General features: G+C 52.2%; 15 protein-coding genes, 1 tRNA gene and 3 pseudogenes. 8 read left to right on the top strand and 11 right to left on the bottom strand.

Going from position 1 to position 18,269, the window contains the following annotated elements; genetic code table 11:
• Positions 1–91 precede the first annotated feature (91 nt).
• On the top strand, positions 92–1,933 hold the full coding sequence (gene rpoD / locus ABUK12_RS19805; protein ID WP_410013412.1) for an RNA polymerase sigma factor RpoD: 1,842 nt from the start codon (positions 92–94) through the stop codon (positions 1,931–1,933).
• 196 nt (positions 1,934–2,129) lie between these two features.
• On the opposite strand, the gene mug is transcribed toward rpoD, so the two are convergent.
• On the bottom strand, positions 2,130–2,636 hold the full coding sequence (gene mug / locus ABUK12_RS19800; protein ID WP_410013411.1) for a G/U mismatch-specific DNA glycosylase: 507 nt from the start codon (positions 2,634–2,636) through the stop codon (positions 2,130–2,132).
• Positions 2,637–2,769: 133 nt separating this feature from the next.
• Here mug and ABUK12_RS19795 point away from each other — a divergent pair.
• Positions 2,770–2,846 (top strand) — tRNA-Ile (locus tag ABUK12_RS19795).
• Positions 2,847–2,956: 110 nt separating this feature from the next.
• Here ABUK12_RS19795 and ABUK12_RS19790 read toward each other — a convergent pair.
• A protein-coding gene (locus ABUK12_RS19790) for an IS3 family transposase (RefSeq protein ID WP_410013410.1) occupies positions 2,957–4,113 on the bottom strand; the annotation gives its coding sequence in 2 pieces (ribosomal slippage) (positions 2,957–3,861 and positions 3,861–4,113; 1,158 coding nt in all).
• Between the two features lie 244 nt (positions 4,114–4,357).
• On the opposite strand from ABUK12_RS19790, the gene ABUK12_RS19785 reads away from it, so the two are divergent.
• Positions 4,358–4,516, top strand: a complete 159-nt coding sequence (locus ABUK12_RS19785; protein ID WP_410013409.1) for a hypothetical protein — start codon at positions 4,358–4,360, stop codon at positions 4,514–4,516.
• Here the strand turns inward: ABUK12_RS19785 and ABUK12_RS19780 are convergent.
• From ABUK12_RS19780 to ABUK12_RS19760, 5 genes and pseudogenes are all read right to left on the bottom strand, one after another.
• On the bottom strand, positions 4,513–5,127 hold the full coding sequence (locus tag ABUK12_RS19780) for a Fic/DOC family protein (protein ID WP_410013408.1): 615 nt from the start codon (positions 5,125–5,127) through the stop codon (positions 4,513–4,515). The two genes, ABUK12_RS19785 and ABUK12_RS19780, sit on opposite strands and share 4 nt — an antisense overlap.
• Positions 5,128–5,131: 4 nt before the next feature.
• A pseudogene (locus tag ABUK12_RS19775) lies at positions 5,132–6,447 on the bottom strand (tyrosine-type recombinase/integrase).
• A gap of 437 nt (positions 6,448–6,884) precedes the next feature.
• A pseudogene (locus ABUK12_RS19770) lies at positions 6,885–7,013 on the bottom strand (ogr/Delta-like zinc finger family protein); the annotation flags it as partial.
• 16 nt (positions 7,014–7,029) lie between these two features.
• Positions 7,030–7,524 carry an N-acetyltransferase family protein gene (locus ABUK12_RS19765; protein WP_410013407.1) on the bottom strand — a complete coding sequence of 165 codons (495 nt, stop codon included), beginning with the start codon at positions 7,522–7,524 and terminating at the stop codon, positions 7,030–7,032.
• A gap of 97 nt (positions 7,525–7,621) precedes the next feature.
• A complete protein-coding gene (locus ABUK12_RS19760) occupies positions 7,622–8,023 on the bottom strand; it encodes a YybH family protein (RefSeq protein ID WP_410013406.1) in 402 nt (133 codons plus the stop codon).
• A 395-nt stretch (positions 8,024–8,418) separates the two neighbouring features.
• On the opposite strand from ABUK12_RS19760, the gene ABUK12_RS19755 reads away from it, so the two are divergent.
• Together ABUK12_RS19755 and tnpA are read left to right on the top strand one after the other, a co-directional pair.
• A complete protein-coding gene (locus ABUK12_RS19755; protein ID WP_410013405.1) occupies positions 8,419–9,060 on the top strand; it encodes a glutathione S-transferase family protein in 642 nt (213 codons plus the stop codon).
• Between the two features lie 302 nt (positions 9,061–9,362).
• Positions 9,363–9,656 (top strand): IS66 family insertion sequence element accessory protein TnpA, encoded by a 294-nt coding sequence (gene tnpA, locus ABUK12_RS19750; RefSeq protein WP_410013404.1) that lies wholly within the window; start codon positions 9,363–9,365, stop codon positions 9,654–9,656.
• Between the two features lie 355 nt (positions 9,657–10,011).
• Here tnpA and ABUK12_RS19745 read toward each other — a convergent pair whose 3' ends face one another.
• Positions 10,012–10,389 carry a DUF5680 domain-containing protein gene (locus ABUK12_RS19745; protein ID WP_410013403.1) on the bottom strand — a complete coding sequence of 126 codons (378 nt, stop codon included), beginning with the start codon at positions 10,387–10,389 and terminating at the stop codon, positions 10,012–10,014.
• 519 nt (positions 10,390–10,908) lie between these two features.
• Positions 10,909–12,573, bottom strand: coding sequence for a methyl-accepting chemotaxis protein (locus tag ABUK12_RS19740; protein WP_410013402.1), 1,665 nt, complete (start codon positions 12,571–12,573; stop codon positions 10,909–10,911).
• Positions 12,574–13,203: 630 nt separating this feature from the next.
• On the opposite strand from ABUK12_RS19740, the gene ABUK12_RS19735 reads away from it, so the two are divergent.
• Positions 13,204–14,529 (top strand): hypothetical protein, encoded by a 1,326-nt coding sequence (locus ABUK12_RS19735; RefSeq protein ID WP_410013401.1) that lies wholly within the window; start codon positions 13,204–13,206, stop codon positions 14,527–14,529.
• Between the two features lie 2 nt (positions 14,530–14,531).
• On the opposite strand, the gene ABUK12_RS19730 is transcribed toward ABUK12_RS19735, so the two are convergent.
• Together ABUK12_RS19730 and rlmG are read right to left on the bottom strand one after the other, a co-directional pair.
• Complete coding sequence (locus tag ABUK12_RS19730; RefSeq protein ID WP_410013400.1) at positions 14,532–14,837, bottom strand: MbeD/MobD family mobilization/exclusion protein; 306 nt, start codon at positions 14,835–14,837, stop codon at positions 14,532–14,534.
• A gap of 139 nt (positions 14,838–14,976) precedes the next feature.
• Positions 14,977–16,104: a 23S rRNA (guanine(1835)-N(2))-methyltransferase RlmG gene (rlmG, locus tag ABUK12_RS19725; protein WP_410013399.1), complete on the bottom strand. Its 1,128-nt coding sequence runs from the start codon at positions 16,102–16,104 to the stop codon at positions 14,977–14,979.
• Between the two features lie 212 nt (positions 16,105–16,316).
• Here rlmG and ABUK12_RS19720 point away from each other — a divergent pair.
• Together ABUK12_RS19720 and ABUK12_RS19715 are read left to right on the top strand one after the other, a co-directional pair.
• Positions 16,317–17,291, top strand: a pseudogene (locus ABUK12_RS19720) (Gfo/Idh/MocA family protein); the annotation flags it as partial.
• Positions 17,292–17,368: 77 nt separating this feature from the next.
• Positions 17,369–18,100 carry a glutamine amidotransferase gene (locus tag ABUK12_RS19715; protein WP_410013398.1) on the top strand — a complete coding sequence of 244 codons (732 nt, stop codon included), beginning with the start codon at positions 17,369–17,371 and terminating at the stop codon, positions 18,098–18,100.
• Positions 18,101–18,269: the final 169 nt, after the last annotated feature.

Raw genomic sequence — 18,269 nt, 5'->3', positions numbered from 1 at the left:
CTGCGGCGTTAAACAAAGGCCTGCACTCTTGTTGGTGATGAAATTTCACCGACCAACACCGAATTATAATCTGAAGTGTGGATACCGTCTTATGGAGCAAAACCCGCAGTCACAGCTCAAGCTACTTGTCACTCGTGGTAAGGAGCAAGGCTATTTGACCTTTGCCGAGGTCAATGACCATCTGCCGGAGGATATCGTCGACTCCGACCAGATCGAAGACATCATCCAGATGATAAATGACATGGGCATCCAGGTGATGGAAGAAGCACCGGATGCCGACGACCTGCTGTTGGCCGAAAACACCTCCGACACCGACGAAGATGCCGCCGAAGCGGCCGCGCAGGTCCTGTCGAGCGTGGAGTCCGAAATTGGACGCACCACCGACCCCGTACGCATGTACATGCGCGAAATGGGTACCGTTGAACTGCTGACCCGTGAAGGTGAAATCGATATCGCCAAGCGTATCGAGGACGGGATTAATCAGGTGCAATGCTCGGTTGCCGAGTATCCTGAGGCAATCACCTACCTGCTGGAACAATATGATCGCGTCGAAGCGGGCGAAGCGCGCCTGTCGGACCTGATCACCGGTTTTGTCGACCCGAACGCCGAAGAAGAGATGGCGCCGACCGCGACCCATATCGGCTCCGAACTGACCACCGCCGAACTGGCCGACAACGATGACGACGAAGAAGAAGATGACGACGACGCGGAGGACGATAACAGTATCGATCCCGAGCTGGCGCGCCAGAAATTCGTCGATCTGCGCGATCAGTACGAAGCCACGCGCAATGTCATCAAAGCCAACGGCCGCAGCCACGCCAAGTCGGCGGATGAAATCCTCAAGCTCTCCGAGGTGTTCAAGCAGTTCCGCCTGGTGCCGAAACAGTTCGACTACCTGGTAAGCAACATGCGCTCCATGATGGATCGCGTGCGCACCCAGGAACGGTTGATCATGAAGCTCTGCGTCGAAAACTGCAAAATGCCGAAGAAAAACTTCGTCACGCTGTTTGCCGGCAACGAGACCAGCGAAGCCTGGTTCAAGGCGGCGCTGGCCATGAACAAGCCTTGGTCGGAAAAACTGCGCGAAGTCGATGAAGACGTCCATCGCAACCTGCAAAAGCTGCGTCAGATTGAAGAAGAAACCGGCCTGACCATCGAACAGGTGAAGGACATCAACCGTCGCATGTCCATCGGCGAAGCGAAAGCCCGCCGCGCCAAGAAAGAGATGGTGGAAGCCAACCTGCGTTTGGTTATCTCGATTGCCAAGAAGTACACCAACCGCGGTTTGCAATTCCTGGATTTGATCCAGGAAGGGAATATCGGTTTGATGAAGGCGGTGGATAAGTTTGAATACCGCCGCGGGTACAAGTTCTCGACCTATGCCACCTGGTGGATCCGTCAGGCCATTACCCGCTCCATCGCCGACCAGGCGCGCACCATCCGTATCCCGGTACATATGATTGAGACCATTAACAAGCTCAACCGTATTTCCCGCCAGATGCTGCAGGAAATGGGCCGCGAGCCCACCCCTGAAGAGCTGGCGGAACGGATGCTGATGCCGGAAGATAAAATCCGCAAGGTGCTGAAAATCGCCAAGGAGCCGATCTCCATGGAAACGCCGATCGGCGACGATGAAGATTCGCATCTGGGTGATTTTATCGAGGATACCACCCTCGAGCTGCCGCTGGATTCCGCCACCTCGGAAAGCCTGCGTTCGGCCACGCATGATGTGCTGGCCGGCCTGACCGCCCGTGAAGCCAAAGTCCTGCGCATGCGTTTTGGCATTGATATGAATACCGACCATACGCTGGAAGAAGTGGGCAAACAGTTTGACGTTACCCGCGAGCGTATCCGTCAGATCGAGGCGAAGGCGCTGCGCAAGCTGCGCCATCCCAGCCGGTCTGAAGTGCTGCGCAGCTTCCTGGATGACTAAACCCCGCAGGACCCGGCAACGGGCCAGCCCGGCGCGTTAACGGCCGCAACAAGCCCCGCTCTCGACAGGCGGGGCTTTTTTTTTGATTGATGCCCGTGCTATTTCCCCGCGGCGCGGCACTCGCCTTACGATCGGCGCTGCGTTTGGCCCGGGCATCCGGCGGCCAGGCCTGGTTATGCCCCTTGACCGGGCCGGGTTACCGGCCCCGCGTCGCCAGTATGGCATCCAGCTCGCGATAGGATTTGATCAGCGTCTCGAAACCCATACGGTTCAGTCCGCTGGGATTGGGCAGCACCCAGATTTCGGTTTTGCCGATGGTCACGTCCTGCTTGCCCCAAATGGCGTTGCTCACCCGAAACGCCTGCCGGTACGCCTGCTTGCCCAGTACCGCCAGCGCGGTGGGCTGATACGCCTGGATCTTCTCGATCAGGCGTTTGCCGCCCTCCCGGTACTCCGCCAGCGTCAGCTCGGACGCCTCGGTGGTGGGCCGCTCTGCCAGCATGGTAATGCCGCATCCCGTATCCAGCAGTTGACGTTCTTCCTCAGGCTTAAGCTGCCGCTCGGTAAACCCGGCCTGATGGATGATTTTCCAGAACCGGTTATTGGGATTGGCGAAATGCACACCCTTGTGGGCGCTCGACAATCCCGGGTTGATACCACAAAAAACCACCCTAAGCCCCGGGGCCAGAATGTCCTCTATCATCTTGAAAACTCCTGAAAATGCAACGCGCTACACACGCCGGCCAATAATAGCGCGTAATTGGCGATAAATCAGCCAAGCAAACCGGGACACTATGGATCTGTCACCGCAGTTACTCTATAATCAACGCCCACTCGGCCCCTTAGCTCAGTTGGTTAGAGCAGGCGACTCATAATCGCTTGGTCGCTGGTTCAAGTCCAGCAGGGGCCACCAAGAAAAACCTTACAGAACAATATATTAAGCCACCATATTGCATGGTGGCTTTTTTGTAGGCGCTACAGGATGGCAGCAAAATGGCAGCAGAGTAATCCTGATTCTATCCTTCAAACACGCAGAGGTAGCCAAAATTGACCTCCCCCCATATCCTGATCATGGCTAAATGAGAGGATTTGCCGTTTTTGGTGACTTCGGATAAATTCCGCCGGAGTCAGATCATTTAATGAAGAAGGTGTCCTGTCATGGTTATATTCCTCCCGCCAGCGATCAAGCTTTTCCTGCACATCTTCCATCGACAGGAACCCGTGGATATTTAGGCATTCATCCCTCAGGCTGCCATTAAATGATTCGATAAACGGGTTATCCGTCGGCGTGCCGGGGCGTGAGAAGTCCATGGTGACCTTATTTTCGTACGCCCATCTATCCAGCACTTTTGAGATAAATTCGCTGCCGTTATCGGCCTGGATCCTTAACGGCACACGATTGTGCATCAACCTCAGATGCTCCAGTACCGCCACCACATCCTCGCCCCTGAGCGACTGGCCGGCATGGATCGCCAGGCATTCCCGACTAAAACTATCGACCACAGTTAACGCCCGAAACCGGCGCCTGTTAAATAGATTATCAGCAACGAAATCCATGCTCCAGCATTGATCCGGATTTGACAGTAGCGGCCTCTCGAGCCGGTGGGCCGCCGTCACATGGCGCCGGGGCCGTTTGCACCGCAAATTTAACCCCTCCTGGCAGTATATGCGGTGCGTTTTTTTGTGGTTCACTCGCCAGCCTTCACGCCTGAGCTGTACATGTAATCGCTCGCAGCCATAACGGATCCGGGTTTCAGCGATCTCTCTGATCCGCGTGGTCAGCCCCCGGTCATCACGGCAAGAACGGTAGTAATAAACCGAGCGGCTCATGGGGATCGTCTGGCAGGCGCGACGAATGCCTACCCGGTAAGCGTCAAGCAAAAAATGGACAATTTCACGCTTACGGGCAGGCTTTAAAACTTTCGTTTTAGCACATCCTGCAGCATCTCTTTGTCCAGGCTCAGATCCGCCACCAAGCGTTTTAGCCGCTGATTTTCATCTTCCAGCTGACGCAAGCGCCGCAGTTCAGCCACGCCCATGCCGCTAAATTTTTTCTTCCAGTTGAAAAAGGTCGCTTCAGAAATGCCCATCGTGCGACACACTTCCGCCACGCGGGTGCCGCCTTCCGCCTGTTTCAAGGCAAAAGCTATCTGTTCCTCGGTAAACTTGGATTTTTTCATGCCCGGATCCCCCCCTTTAGTATGAGAAGTGTGGCAGAAAGCTCCCGTTTAGCCTGGTCCTGTTTAATGGGAGGAGATCAGGAAGAGATCACAAGGTAAAGCGATGAGTTTAAAAATTATTTAATGACAAGTCAGTTTTTTCATCATCTCAAATCGAGAGATGTACAGTGCTATCCCATTGTACCAGCCTTGCGGGCTGTCCCTATCCACACTAGAATGATTGCAACAAAACGAGGCTTTCAGCATGACAAAAAAAACAGCACATACTCAGATCACCAGAACTCAGATCTATCGTTCCGTCGCCAGTTCAACCGCGATCGAAACAGGCGTTTCCGTGCAAAAGATTGAACAGCAACTCAAAAAAAATCAGGTACAGGCGAAAGCTGTTGGCCTCGCCCGTTAATCTGGCAAGATATCGTCCACCAGTTGCATCATGGGACTGTAGTTCCCTGATATGCCTGCCTGTATTGCCTTGAAGTAAAACGCCTTGTGCTCATCCCACAGGCTGTAGTCCAGTAAGCCCTTCCCCGACAGAACCGACAACACATCGCAAAGCAATCTCGACAGACGCCCGTTACCTTCTCTGAATGGATGGATCAAAATAAATTCCACATGGCATTCAGCCAGATAACGAACCAGCTCCGGACGAGCCAGGGATTTCAGTTCACCAGAACGGGAGAGAAACTGCTTCTCGAAACCATCAAGAAGAAGCGGAATCCTGTCGGCAGCAGCAAACTGGAAACCGTCCTTAGTTAAGTTGGCATTACGCAACCTCCCCGCCCAGTCGTACACATTCCCCAGCCATTGACGATGCCAGCCGCTGATATGCTCAAAAGCCAGCGCCGCTGGCGGCTGGCCTTCGATAAATAGCTGTTCATAAAGCATCAGCAATAGACCAGACTCCAGCGCCTCCATTTCCTCTTCTTCAGTGATCCCTAGCTTATTAGCCAGCACCAAGTCTCCAGAGCCCGGCTGATAACGCTCTTCTGCTGAATTAAGCTCATATTTTGACAAGCTCTTACCTCCGTCCAAATAAGTTCACACCGTTGTTTTCCTGTTGGCGCTGATAGTTGTTAACCCGATCCTCCCAGATCTCAAGCGCCCTGCGCTTTTCAGTCAGGTAATCATAACGATCATAGTGTTTCGAGCTAACGTCGTTCAACGCGTGGTTCTGGATACGATCGCGGATCTCTTTACTGATCCCCGCCTCCCCCATCAGCGTTTTACAGGTGCGACGTAAATCTCGCGCCGTGAAAACGTTAAACTCAGGACTAGAGGCCCGGAAATACATGATGGAACGCGTCAGACTATCGGTGCGCACCGGTCGCTCGCCGTTGGTCGAGCGTGGGAAGATATAGAGGCTACCACTTTCCTTAGTCAGTTCTTTAACAGAGGCTAATTCATTTAATGCCGACTCAATCAGCGGGATCAGGTGCTCACGCTTGTTTTTCGATACATCGGCAATGACCAGTAACGTCTTCTGCTGCCAGTCAATCGCGTTCCACTGGCTGGCAATCATTTCAAACGGGCGCTGCCCGCCAGCATAAACACAGAAGCGAATCAGATGCTGCATCAACGGGCCAACGTTAGTTGCCTGAGCGAACTGTTCCATGACAAAACGTAGCTCTTCCAGCGTTAACCATGTATCACCCACTTTCTCCGCCGAGGACTGCTTCGGTATGGCCGATACCGATTAGCTTCAAGCCCGAACGTAATGCCTACGCTGGTATTCATCGGATCGTTATCGGCTTTAAGCCCGTAGTTGAAAGCCGCCATCAGGTAGGAACGAATTCGGTTTGCATGGACCACCGCATCACGCTGGATGATGCCAGACAAGATCGTTTTGATCTGTAAGGGCGTGACATCCTTCGCTTTGGTCTCGCGAGGAATGACTGAATAGCACTTTTTTTCAAGACGCTTCAGTACATCGGCCCAGGTCCGCTTATTGTCGAGCTTCATCTTGTTAACATAGCCGTGTACCAGTTCTTTAAACGATCCCTGCGAGCGATGAAGCTGCATGATGTGCTGCTCGGCCAGGCGTTGTTGCTCAAGCTATTGCTGGGGATTTTTTCCTTCAACAAGCCAGGCTCCGTACTTTTTCGCCAGCTCATTGTCCGTCACCAGTTTCATCTCAGGCCAGATGCCCAGCTGAATGAATTTCTCTTTCTTCCCTTTGTCAATGTAGTAACGGAAATAAAAAATCTTGCTGCCTGAAGGCTGAACTTTGACACCAAGCCTGCCGGTACCGCGCTGCGCGCTGTTGCTCCACACGTAGTACGACGTGCTTTTTGTCTTCAATCCACGTATAGCAGTCTCGGTAAGATTAGCGGCCATGAGGTTGCCTTTCTGAGTATAAGCGTTACCTGACCCGATGCCCATTTTGGGTCAGGTAACGATAGTACAATGGGGAGACGAGACAACCAATCAGAAACAAAAATAACCTCATAACTGATTGATTATAGAAAATTAAAAATACAATAGGCGCCAATGGCGAACGATTAGAAACATGCCGATTTTATGACTCATAATCGCTTGGTCGCTGGTTCAAGTCCAGCAGGGGACACCAAGAAAACTTATATAAATCATCCTATTACAACCACCCTTCCCCGTTTCGATTTTTCCTGTTTTACCCGAGTGTCTCAAAAGTGTCTCACCAGAAAATATCGTGCCTCATCGACGACGCAGTTTAGACATCGGAAACAGGCAAACGGCAGGCGAAAAAAAACCTGCTCTCGCAGGCTTGGCTCAGAACCAAACGCATCTTGCTTGGCCCTGGGATGGGGCGGCGCCGGATTTACCCGGCCGGGGATCATAATGGATTTCGTAATGCTTTCCATAGTCTTAAACGTATGGCCGCAATTGATATTAGTGCATTGGTGATAATGTTCTTTGGTGGTATCCCGGTTACGAAGCGGGTTAGAAGTCCAGCCTCATAAGAAGCTCGTCATGGAACACACCATCAACACATAATGCAGCGGTATCTGTTGCCCATTCTTTGAATCCAACAGAACGATAAAGCGCCTGCGCCGGACGGTTTGTCGAGACGACGGAAAGCTTCACCGTCCTCACCGTTCCAACCGCCTGCAGTGCTGCCGCCAGAAGCGCTCTGGAAAGACCGCTGCCCCTCAGTTCAGCCCGGACATACATTCCCCAAAACGTGGCCACATGGCTCAGCTTTGGCGCAGTACTGAAACTGATGCCAATGATGCCCTGCAATCTATTGTGCAGGTCAAACCCGCCAAATACCGTATTTAACAGCAGACGCTCAGCAAAGAACTCATCAGGCTTCTGGCTTTCATCTGCAAATGAAGCGCCGAATGCCTCCGGGTAAAGCCTGAGAGCTTCGAGTCTGACATACCTGAAATCGCCAACATGGTTTCTGGTAACGCGGCGTACCGTAAATACGTCCATTTCCCGCTCCCTACTGCCGCAAAGATGATGTTCGTTATCCTCGGCGGGACTGAATTTAACACCACCCCCGGCAACGCCTGCCCATCATTGCCTGTTTTCAGACGATATTATCCAGAAGGGAGGTGCCGTAAGAATTATCGACAGTACACAACCACCGGCCGTCGCCCTCCCGGCGGAATACATAGGTAGCCCGCCGGATGGCCTCGGCCGTTCCGCCCTGATCGTCCGGGAAACGAAGCACCGTTTCCATGATAACCAGAGCATTTCCGCCGCCTTCAATAACCTGCATTTTCCCCTGCTCCACAATGAGCCGATCCTGGAAATAGTCAGATATGGCAATGAAAGCGCGGCGAATATCGTCTTTACCCCGGGCTATCATGCCCGGTTTAACAACCAGCGCCGCATCTTCGGCGTAATGCGCCATCAGCGCGTCAAAATCTTTTGCTGAGATAGCCTTATCACATGACGCGATGATCTGCCGGATCGGGTGTGAATTCATGAATTACTCCCCTTAGAATTAACCTTTTCTATTTACCATAACATCTAACACCCGCCCCCTGAAAGGCGCGCTAACGCTTCTCTGTAGTGTTATGCTGCCCCTCGGCGATCAACCTCACCCCGCTGGCGGCTCGCATCAGGTACGCTTTAGCCTCTTCCGGCATTAATTGTATCCCCCTGGCCCGGGTCTGTTCTATGAGGTCGGCGGTGCGGATGCGTACGCCGTTAGTTTCGGAGCAAACCGCATGCGCGAAGGCATCACCCAACTCGTTCTCTCTTATCATTATCAGCCCTCCCCTATTGCGGGAAAAGCTACCCGAAGTCAGGTAAAAAACGTTTTTACCGGGCGAACAGCAGGTAAACTATCCACTCCAATAACAGAGGCGGTGAAGCGATATGCTGCAAGTATGGGGAAGGAAAACGTCATCCAATGTCCAGGCGCTGATGTGGTGCATCGGTGAGTTGCAACTCGATTATCAGCGTTACGATATCGGCCATAAATACGGCGGCAATCACACGCCGGCGTTTTTAGCCATGAATCCCAACGGCACCGTGCCGGTGTTGCAAGATAACGCTGGCCCGGCGTTATGGGAAACGGGCGCCATACTGCGGTATCTGGCAGCCAGGTATGGGAATGATGTTTTTTGGCCGCGGGATGAGAATTGCCGGGCGCAGGTGGATATGTGGGCGGAGTGGTCAAAAATTAATGTGGCGCTTAACTTTACCGCCCCCATTTTCTGGCGCGTGGTGCGCACGGCGGCGAACGAGCGGGATCCGCTGGCGATTGGCCGTGCGGTGGAAACGCTGGCAACCGTTTTATCTATCGCTGAACGCCAGTTAGCCCTGCATCCTTATCTAACGGGTCATGAATTGACTTTAGCGGATATACAGTTCGGCCATGTACTATATCGTTATTATGATATTGATATTCCTCGCCCGGCGTTGCCTCATTTGCAAGCCTATTATCAACGGTTAGCTTCCCGGCCGGCGTACAAAAAACATGTGATAATTTCTTACGAGGAATTACGCGTTTTCTGATGTCGCTAAAAAAGCGGTCGCCAGGGGCCGTTTTTCAGCCTGCGCTCTTTATCTGATTTTCGCCGCCTCCAAGCCATGGCTGCAAGATAAAGGTTCTCGTTACTTATCCGTGTAAATAGAACTAGTATTGTCAAAATTATTTCCAAACGATAATGTGAATGGTATATTCAGTTGCAGCGCGCCATCATGCGATAAAGCAAAAAGAATAATAAATTATATTTTCATGATTATTTATTTTGTTATTAAATTTATTTAATAATTAATTCCAATCACATGTTATAAATACATTATCGAGGTAATTAATGGCAAACCGGTATCCCCTGACTGTGCAACTGCATCATATCCAGGCATGGCTGCTCAGCGGATTGTCCAAACAGGACTATTGCGCGCGCGAAAAATTGACGTTAAGTACCTTTTATTATTGGTTAAATAAAAACAAGTTTGACGCGGAAAAAGGCAATATCGGGGCGGCCGGGCGCACCGAGCTCTTAAGAGACGACCCCAATACCGTGACCCTGCACCTGCCCAATGGCTGTTCTGTCAGCTGTTATCCCGGCCAGCTCACCACCATTATGCAAGCGTTGGCTCTGGCATAACGGCGGCGCCGCCGCGGAATTTACCGGCCGTCCGGGGTCAGGCCGTTGCCTGCGGTTGCAAAAGTACGGTTCGGCCACTGCCATTGCTACCTCATAACCGGTAAGCAGGCGACTTACCCGATGGGTAACGCGGATAGCGCTCAAGACAGGCTGTTTTATACGATGGCGGTAAAGCAACTTAGCTGAAATTGGCTGTTTCCGGCCGCCGGGGTGGTCGCCGCATGCCTGGGAATTGCCTTTGCAGAATAGCGCATGGGAAGGTTAATAATAAGAGTAAAGAAACTGTGTATCGCAGCAGGATAGAAAGCCCCCGTAACATGAACAAGGGCTTGGTCAGCGGCGGATTAACGCCGGGCTAATATATCACATCGCCGCCCGAGTAGCTCAGGCTATAAATTAACCGCAGGTTACCCAACGTAACGGTTTCGGTGCCGTTAAACTTATTAATGGTACCAAAAAAACGATTATTATAGATCATTTTGCCATCCTGGAATTCGGATGGGCCCCGGATAGGCTGTTCAAGCGTCGACCTTGCCAGGTTTTGCCTGACAAACGCATAGATTTTCCTGACAGAATCGTCTGAATCCTCATGATTGATTACCCCGCCTTCGTATGTCATGATCCAAATGGGCTTATTATCTTTAAGTATTAAAATTTTGCCATTTAACGAGCGGTAACCTACATAATAATTCCGATAAATAAAATTATCGCTGCAATGCTCGATTACTTTCATGTCACCGCTAAGTGTGTCCCTGATAAGGATATTATCAGGAAATTTATAGAGGAACTTATTTGCTTCGACTAAAAATTTAATCATTATATTTGTACAAGTCCTTGGAAAAGAGGGCGCGTTATAATAAATTCGCTACCTTGGCATTATATTAAGAAAAAGATCAAAATATTTGCCCATCAACCCAAAGAGCACCTCACAACGCCAGACTAGCATCATATTATTTGTCTTAGCAAGGCATTATATTTGTTAAATCGTCTATTTAAATATAGCTTTTACCCAATCGCAACGCATGCCAATAATTAATATACATATTATTTATTTATTTTATGTTTTTACCAGTAAAAGCAAGAGGATCTAAATGAAGGGAAAGCGGCATTTTGCCGAATAAACGCATGTCCGCAGAATGTCATGACGAAGAAAGTAGGGAACGGTAAGGATAATCGCCTTTTGCGGGTTAGTCATAAGAAACCCGGCCTGAAGGCCGGGCGAGGTATTTATCTCATTACAGGAAAACCATCATTAAAATGTCTGCCAATGCTCATCCTGGCTGGAGGGCGTCTTGCGGCCGGCAATGGCCTGCGTCGCTTTGCCTGCCGGCACCGGCCGGCCCGGAGCGGAGATACCGGCCTGTTTTAACTTGAACACTGAAACCATCTCGGTCAGATGACGCGCCTGTTCTTCAAGCGAGGCGGCCGCGGCCGCCGATTCCTGTACCAGCGCCGAGTTTTGCTGGGTGACGCTGTCCATTTCAGTTACCGCCTGGCCGATTTGCTGAATGCCTTTGCTTTGCTCATCCGAAGCCGAGGCGATTTCGCTCATGATATCGGTCACATGGGTGATGGCCTTTACGATATCCTCCATGGTTTCGCCTGCGTGCGCCACCTGGGTTGAACCGACGTTAACCCGTTCCACCGATTCGTTAATCAGGGTCTCGATTTCTTTCGCCGCTTCGCCGCTGCGTTTGGCCAGGTTGCGTACTTCACTGGCCACCACGGCGAATCCCCTGCCCTGTTCGCCGGCGCGGGCTGCTTCCACCGCGGCGTTCAGCGCCAGGATATTGGTCTGGAAGGCGATACTGTTAATCACGCCGATAATATCCACTATGCGCCGCGAACTGGAGGCGATACTGCCCATGGTGGCGACCACTTCCTGCACGCTGGCGCCGCCTTTCCTGGCGGTTTGCGAGGCCGATTCCGCCAGTTTGCTGGCCTGGTGCGCATTGCCGGTATTTTGCTGCACTGTCGAGTTGAGTTCCTCCATGCTGGCCGCCGTTTGCTCCAACGCGGAGGCCTGCTGTTCGGTACGGGACGACAGATCGGTATTCCCCATGGAGATCTCGCTTGATCCCTGGTAAATCGCTTCGGCGCTGGCCCTGATGCTGGTCACCGTGGTGACCCAGCTGTTTTGCATTTCCAGCAGGAACGGAATTAACTGGCCAACGCAGTTGCGCCCGAAATTCTTGATCTCGACATCAAGCCGCCCGGCCGCCAGTTCGGTGAAATAGTATTTTATGGTGTCGAGGGGTTTGACCAGATAACGCACCAGGTAACGATCGGTAATCACCATAAGGAGAATTCCCGCCAGTAGCGCGCCCATTAGCGTGCGCTGACACCAGGAGACCAGCAGGTTTATGCGGATACTCGAATCCGCCTTGATTTTTTCTATCGAGGCATTATATGAATGCATAGCGGTAGTGAACTGTTTGCGCAATGTCAGATACGGGTCGGCGAGCTGACGCTCGGCATCGTCCAGCCGTCCGGTTTGCACCGCCAGGGCGAGCGGCTGAATGCCCTTGGTAAACAAATCGAAGGATGAGTTATAGATGTTATCTATCAGTGCCGGTTCCAGCAGCCCATGATCCATGACTTTAAACTGTTTTAATCCCGCATCGATGGCGTTCATCTCTTCCGAGACCGCCGCCATTTCATCGTCAAAAGCCTGCTTATTGCCGGCCTTGGCCTGCTTGGCGGCCCGCTCCAGCGTGGTGACCGCGCGGTAGTAGTGATCGTTGGCGCCGTTGATGACGTCACCGTTAACCTGTTGATTATCGCTAAGCTTCAGGGTTTCGTTAACTTGATTTAAGGAAAATAGCGTAAACGTCGATACCGCTGCCCAGAGCAACGAAAAAATAATGAGGATGAAGACCAATACCCACCTGATTTTAAAATTTTTCAATATATTCATTTACTTTTCCTTTCGTGCTCTCTTTGTTATTCCTTGCCCGGGCATCCTCTTGACGGTTGCCTTGGCATGTCGGCTTATCTCTTGGCGCCGGTAAATCAGGTTCTGGACGGGGCCTTATGAAAATATGCCTTCTGTTAATGGCAATACCCTAATCATCGGCAAAAGCAGGCCAAGGTTTATAGTGCGGAGAATATTTATCCGCATTATTAATCAGCGGCGTTAAAATTGGGTTTAAGGTAAAGATAAAAGTATTGTCATAGCCGTCAGGATGGCCGTTTAGGCGCGCAAAGCGTACATGTACTGTATGAAGGTATTATTAGACATCGAACTATATACCATCTTTGATAAGGCGTTCCCATCCTGATAGTGACCTAAGGAAGTATATTTTAAGGCATTGTAATTAGAGGTAAAAAATGACGTTACTTTTGGCATCACGCTTGTTTATTGAGAACAGTTATTTATATATTGACTCTATTACCCTGCGCGGCATACCGCGTTTAACATGATATAGGCTAAAATACAGGCCGTCATTTTCGTACCATGCTGAAATGGCTAAAAGAAAAAACATGACTGTGTACAAAAACCTATTATATATCACTTATTAATATTCCATCGGTTCAAGAGGAAAGTATGCTCAGCGTTAATGCCAACGATAAATCATATTGCAATAATATAACATATAGCGAGATACCGGAAAAAAATCGCACAGACGTTAGTTTATATGATCATAAAAAATTTACCGAAAACATTAATTTTATTAAAGAAATTTATCGAGCTAAGTATCAGCCAACAACCAATATCACACCTCATGCATTCGTGAATGATTACCTGACCGTATGTGTCGATGCATCGTCTGACTCGCCCCCCTGCCTGCCGGCGCGCAATCATGAGATAAGGCCAAGTCCGGATACCTGCCAGCGTAATTTATTCAGGTTCATGCTAAATACCTGGTTTCAGTGGTACGAAGCAGACGTTGAGGCAAACATTAAGATAAAACTTACCCAATGCATGCGTTTATTTTTGCATGAATATGAGAACTATCACTATTCTGGCACGCCGTTGTCCGACCATGCCATGCTGGAACAGACCTTCGTCCTGCCGGAGGAATTAAAATGTATCCTGCCGCCGGGAGTATTTGTGGAAAAAATCATATTGGAAACGATGATTTATTTACTTTCGCAAGAGAAAACGGATTTTTTTTGTACCCCGACCCTACTTTATGGACATCAGGCGAATAGAATCAATAACCACTTTCCTCTTTATTTAAGGGAGGATACGCAGAAGCGTTTTCACATTGCCCGTGTCAGGATGGAAACACTCGCTATAGGCCATTATCTGATGATGCCTTTATTATCTATGCAAAGAGGAGAAGATGGTGTTTTATCCCAGGGTGATCATTTCAGCGCTATTTTAGTGGAAAAAAAATCAAGGGGTTTTGTTTTTAATATCTTCGACAGTTACGACTCAGGAGAGGAGAATGAAGATAAAGAAAAATTAATAGACGCTCTTATTGACGAATCAAGTGATAACGAAATTCGCTATTTTGGCCAGCAGTTTCAATTTAATAATGATTGTAGTATTCATACGTATAATTTTCTCAGATTATGCACTCTGGCGCCGTCCGCCGCTTTATCTGAACAGCATCAATTTCGTCAGATGACCGAACGCTATATACTCAATATCAAATCATTGCAGCAACTGCTCGGGAGAGATGACAACGCAACAAGCCAGATGTTACGTACGTTTTTTGTTCTGGACGGGATTAAAAGCGGTTATACGCAGGGGATGGCCCATGATTTCGAATTGCTGGGCAGGATCTATGATGTGCAGGAAGGCGGCGCCGTTGCCGGCAACGCCACCCGTCCCCCCGGCTTTTGGCAACGATTGCGCCGTAACCCATCATTGACCTTGAGGCCCTGGAAGCGGTGCAGCAAAAATAGCACATCGCCGGCGTGACATTAATTAGCGCCGGGCAGGGACCGGCGGAACGCCGCCGCATCCCTGGCCAGCGCGTCAATATGGGTGCCTAATATTTTGATTTTGTGGATTAACGGATTGCGATCGGGCGAGCTGTCCAGGTTGTTGAGCTGGCTTATCAGTAGCGCATTTTGTTCACGCAGCTTTGCTTCGCGCCGCAGGCTCAAATCCAGTTGTTGCTGCAAAGTCTGATGGTCCAGCTGCCACAGTTTATGGTGGCGGCCAAAGCTTTGCTCCAGCTCCGTCAACGCATCGTTTAACCGTGTTTCGAACTCTTGCAACAACATAATCGTTCCTTAAAAATGACCTTTGGCGAAGTATAATCACTGTCGGCATAGCCAACAAATGCATTAGTGCCCGCCTTTTTTCACCGGTTAAATGCTTACCAAAACGTCCTGGGAAGCAGGCCGGAAACCGCTTGCGGCATCAGATTTTTACCGCGCGCAACACCACGAATTTTGGATTCGAACCAAGTGTAGTGCAGTTGCCGAATAACTGTTTGATCTGATGATAATAATCTAAGTGTCGATTGGCAACGACGCGTAATTCCCCCCCGACGCGCAGGGTGCGCTTCGCATCCCGGAACATTTCCCTGGCGATGTGATCGGTTATCGCCTGCTGCTGGTGGAACGGCGGGTTGCATAACACCACCTGCACGCTGCCGGCGTCATAACCCGCCAGCGAATTTTCCACGCTGAACCGGCAGCGCGCCATATCCTGGGGGCGGTTAATCTCTATATTAATCCGGCTCGATGCGACCGCCATATAGGATTCATCGACAAAATGCACTTCGGACCCGGGATTTTGTCCCAGGGCGGTTAAACCCAGCACGCCGTTGCCGCAGCCCAGATCGACCAGGGTGCCGTCGAGCCCTTTGGGCAGATGGTGCATAAAGAACCGGGCGCCGATATCAAGCGACGCGCGGGAAAACACATTGGCATGATTATGGATTTGGTATCCGCTCTCCTCAAGGGTCCAGACGCAGCACCGATCGGGACTGTCCGCCGCCGGCGCGGTCACCTGGCTGAAAATCAGCCGGGCTTTCTTTTTGGCCAGGGACGTGCGCGTGGGCCCGAGGATATCGCTAAACCGTTGCAGGGTGGAGTTATGGATATCCTTAACCTTTCCCGCCGCGATAACCTGCGTGGCGGCGGTGGCCACCCGGCGCAGGGCATAGAGCTGATACTCCAGCAGCGCCAGGGTCTTGGGAATTTTCATCACCACCAGGCCGGGGGCGTCCGGCAGCGGGGACAGGCTGTCCAGAAAATGGATTTCACCGTCGTCGCCGGGATTTTGCCGGTCATTATGCCGGGTCGCCAACTGGCTGAGGTAGGAGTCGCCGCTGCTATAGGGCGAGAGGGCGCGCAGCGCGCAGGCCAGCGCGCCGAAGCTGTCGTTGAGAATCAGCGTCGGCCCGGCGACGGCGCCCAGGGTGGCGATATGGGCCAGCAGGTATTCGTCCGCCGCATCCCAGGCCTGTAAATTGTCATCGGCCGCGCCGGGCGGATATCTGTCAAGCTCCAGCGTGCCGGAAGCATAGTCAAAGCGGCTCATAGGCCTTTCCTGAAACAGTCAAATTGGGGTGTTTATCCCTGAAAACGCCACCGCAGTAAACTCTTTTTTCATCCGCCGGGCAAAAACCGCGCCGATCGGGGCGATTTAACGCCGGGCGGGCGGGGTTAACCTGCCCGCAGGGATGTTTTCCTTCCACTATTAGCGTGCTAATCTGATGCTTCGTTTACCACTGCGCAGGATAATGATTCAGTATGATTCGCTTCGCTGTGATAGGTACTAATTGGATTACCCGGCAATTTATCGATGCCGCCCATGAGAGCGGCAAGCTTAAACTGACGGCCATCTATTCCCGCACCCTCCCACAGGCGCAAATACTTGGGATCGATTATCCGGTCCAGTACTATTTCGACTCGCTGGAGGCCCTGGCGCAATCCGATGCCGTAGACGCAGTGTACATCGCCAGCCCCAACGCCATGCACTGCTCCCAGGCGTTGTTGCTCCTGGGCAATAAAAAACATGTGATCTGCGAGAAGCCGCTGGCCTCCAACCTGCGCGAGGTGGAAGACATGATTGCCTGCGCGCGCGCCAATGGCGTCGTGCTGTTCGAGGCGTTTAAAACCGCCAGCCTGCCTAATTTTCATGCTTTGCAACAAGCGCTGCCGCGCGTGGGCAAATTGCGCAAGGTGTTGCTTAACTATTGCCAATATTCCTCGCGCTACCCGAAATATCTGGCCGGTGAACAGCCCAATACCTTTAATCCGGCATTTTCCAACGGCTCCATCATGGATATCGGCTTTTATATGCTGGCGAGCGCTGTGGCGCTGTGGGGCGAGCCGCTGCGCCTGTACGCCACCGCCTCGTTGCTGGCCAGCGGCGTTGACGGCCACGGCACGGTGTGCCTGGATTATGGCGATTTTGACGTGACGCTTAGCCATTCAAAGGTCAGCCAGACCGCGTTGCCAAGCGAAATCCAGGGGGAAGACGGGTCCCTGGTGATTGAAAAAATGTCCGAATGCCAGCAGATCACCTGGGTGCCGCGCAGCGGCAATAAGCAGGATCTTACCCAGCCGCAGCATATCAATACCATGCTCTACGAAGCGGAACATTTTGCCGCGCTGGTGGAAAACAACGAGGTGGAGCACGCCGGTCTGGCGCATGCGCGCGCCACCGCCGCCCTGTTAACCGAAATCCGCCGCCAGACCGGCGTGGTATTTCCCGCCGATAATCCCACGGCTAGCAGCCATGCCGTTGACGCACGCGCCGGCGGCCTGGCGATAAACGCCCGGGATGGGGGGACGGTGGCATGACGACCGCGGCCAAACCCATTCTGATCCTGCAAACCGGCGACGCGCCGCCGGATGTGATCGCGGCTAACGGCAATTACGACACGATGTTCCTGCAGGCGACCGACCTGGACCCACGGCAGGTGTGGATTGTCCACCTGCCGGGGGGCGAACGGCCCGACACGCCCGATGCCTATTGCGGCGTGCTGATTACCGGGTCGGCGGCCATGGTGACCGAACGGCTGGCCTGGAGCGAATTCGCCGCCGCGTGGCTGCGCCGGGCGATGGCGGCCGGGATACCGATTTTCGGCGTCTGCTACGGCCACCAGCTGCTGGCCTACGCGCTGGGGGGCGAGGTGGACTATCTTGCCGACGGCATGGAGGTGGGCACCCAGGCGATTGAAGTATTGCCCGCCGCCGCCAACGACCCGTTGATCGCCCGGCTGCCGGAGCGGTTCCAGGCCAATCTGATCCATTCGCAGACCGTGATCACGCCGCCCGCGGGCGCCACCGTGCTGGCCCGATCGGCGCGCGATCCCCACCAGATCCTGCGCTATCGCCATAATGTGATCACCACCCAGTTCCATCCGGAGTTTTCCGCCGCGGTGATGCATGATTTTTTAGCGGGCATGACGGCCGAGGAGCCGATGCGCGGACCGGAGCTGGCGCAAATCGGCCGCGGGATCGCCGATACGCCCGACAGCGAGGCCCTGATGGCGGCGTTTGTCCGGCAATGCCTGCGGGCGGGATAACGCGGCGCGTCCGGGGTAGCGCGAGGTTAACCGGACGGGAGATTGACTGTCGCAAATTTTTACATTAATGTTGCGCCTAGCAAAGGGGAGTAACTTCTTCGTCGGTTTGTCGTCAATACGATGCCAACGCATCCGGCTACCGGGCAATCAGGACAGCGGAATCAATCCA

Origin of the sequence: Sodalis sp. C49 (assembly GCF_046352915.1) — a bacterium.
Lineage (GTDB): Bacteria > Pseudomonadota > Gammaproteobacteria > Enterobacterales > Enterobacteriaceae > Acerihabitans.
The sequence above is the reverse complement of the archived record's forward strand: the minus strand, read 5'-3'. Positions and strand labels throughout refer to the sequence as shown.

Excerpts from the sequence above, each read along its gene's own strand:
- ABUK12_RS19740 (WP_410013402.1), bottom strand. The coding sequence starts at position 12,573 with ATGAATATATTGAAAAATTTTAAAATCAGGTGGGTATTGGTCTTCATC.
- ABUK12_RS19760 (WP_410013406.1), bottom strand. The coding sequence starts at position 8,023 with ATGAATTCACACCCGATCCGGCAGATCATCGCGTCATGTGATAAGGCT.
- ABUK12_RS19735 (WP_410013401.1), top strand. The coding sequence starts at position 13,204 with ATGCTCAGCGTTAATGCCAACGATAAATCATATTGCAATAATATAACA.
- ABUK12_RS19745 (WP_410013403.1), bottom strand. The coding sequence starts at position 10,389 with ATGAAAGTAATCGAGCATTGCAGCGATAATTTTATTTATCGGAATTAT.
- tnpA (WP_410013404.1), top strand. The coding sequence starts at position 9,363 with ATGGCAAACCGGTATCCCCTGACTGTGCAACTGCATCATATCCAGGCA.
- ABUK12_RS19730 (WP_410013400.1), bottom strand. The coding sequence starts at position 14,837 with ATGTTGTTGCAAGAGTTCGAAACACGGTTAAACGATGCGTTGACGGAG.
- rpoD (WP_410013412.1), top strand. The coding sequence starts at position 92 with ATGGAGCAAAACCCGCAGTCACAGCTCAAGCTACTTGTCACTCGTGGT.
- mug (WP_410013411.1), bottom strand. The coding sequence starts at position 2,636 with ATGATAGAGGACATTCTGGCCCCGGGGCTTAGGGTGGTTTTTTGTGGT.
- ABUK12_RS19765 (WP_410013407.1), bottom strand. The coding sequence starts at position 7,524 with ATGGACGTATTTACGGTACGCCGCGTTACCAGAAACCATGTTGGCGAT.
- ABUK12_RS19755 (WP_410013405.1), top strand. The coding sequence starts at position 8,419 with ATGCTGCAAGTATGGGGAAGGAAAACGTCATCCAATGTCCAGGCGCTG.
- ABUK12_RS19785 (WP_410013409.1), top strand. The coding sequence starts at position 4,358 with ATGACAAAAAAAACAGCACATACTCAGATCACCAGAACTCAGATCTAT.
- rlmG (WP_410013399.1), bottom strand. The coding sequence starts at position 16,104 with ATGAGCCGCTTTGACTATGCTTCCGGCACGCTGGAGCTTGACAGATAT.
- ABUK12_RS19715 (WP_410013398.1), top strand. The coding sequence starts at position 17,369 with ATGACGACCGCGGCCAAACCCATTCTGATCCTGCAAACCGGCGACGCG.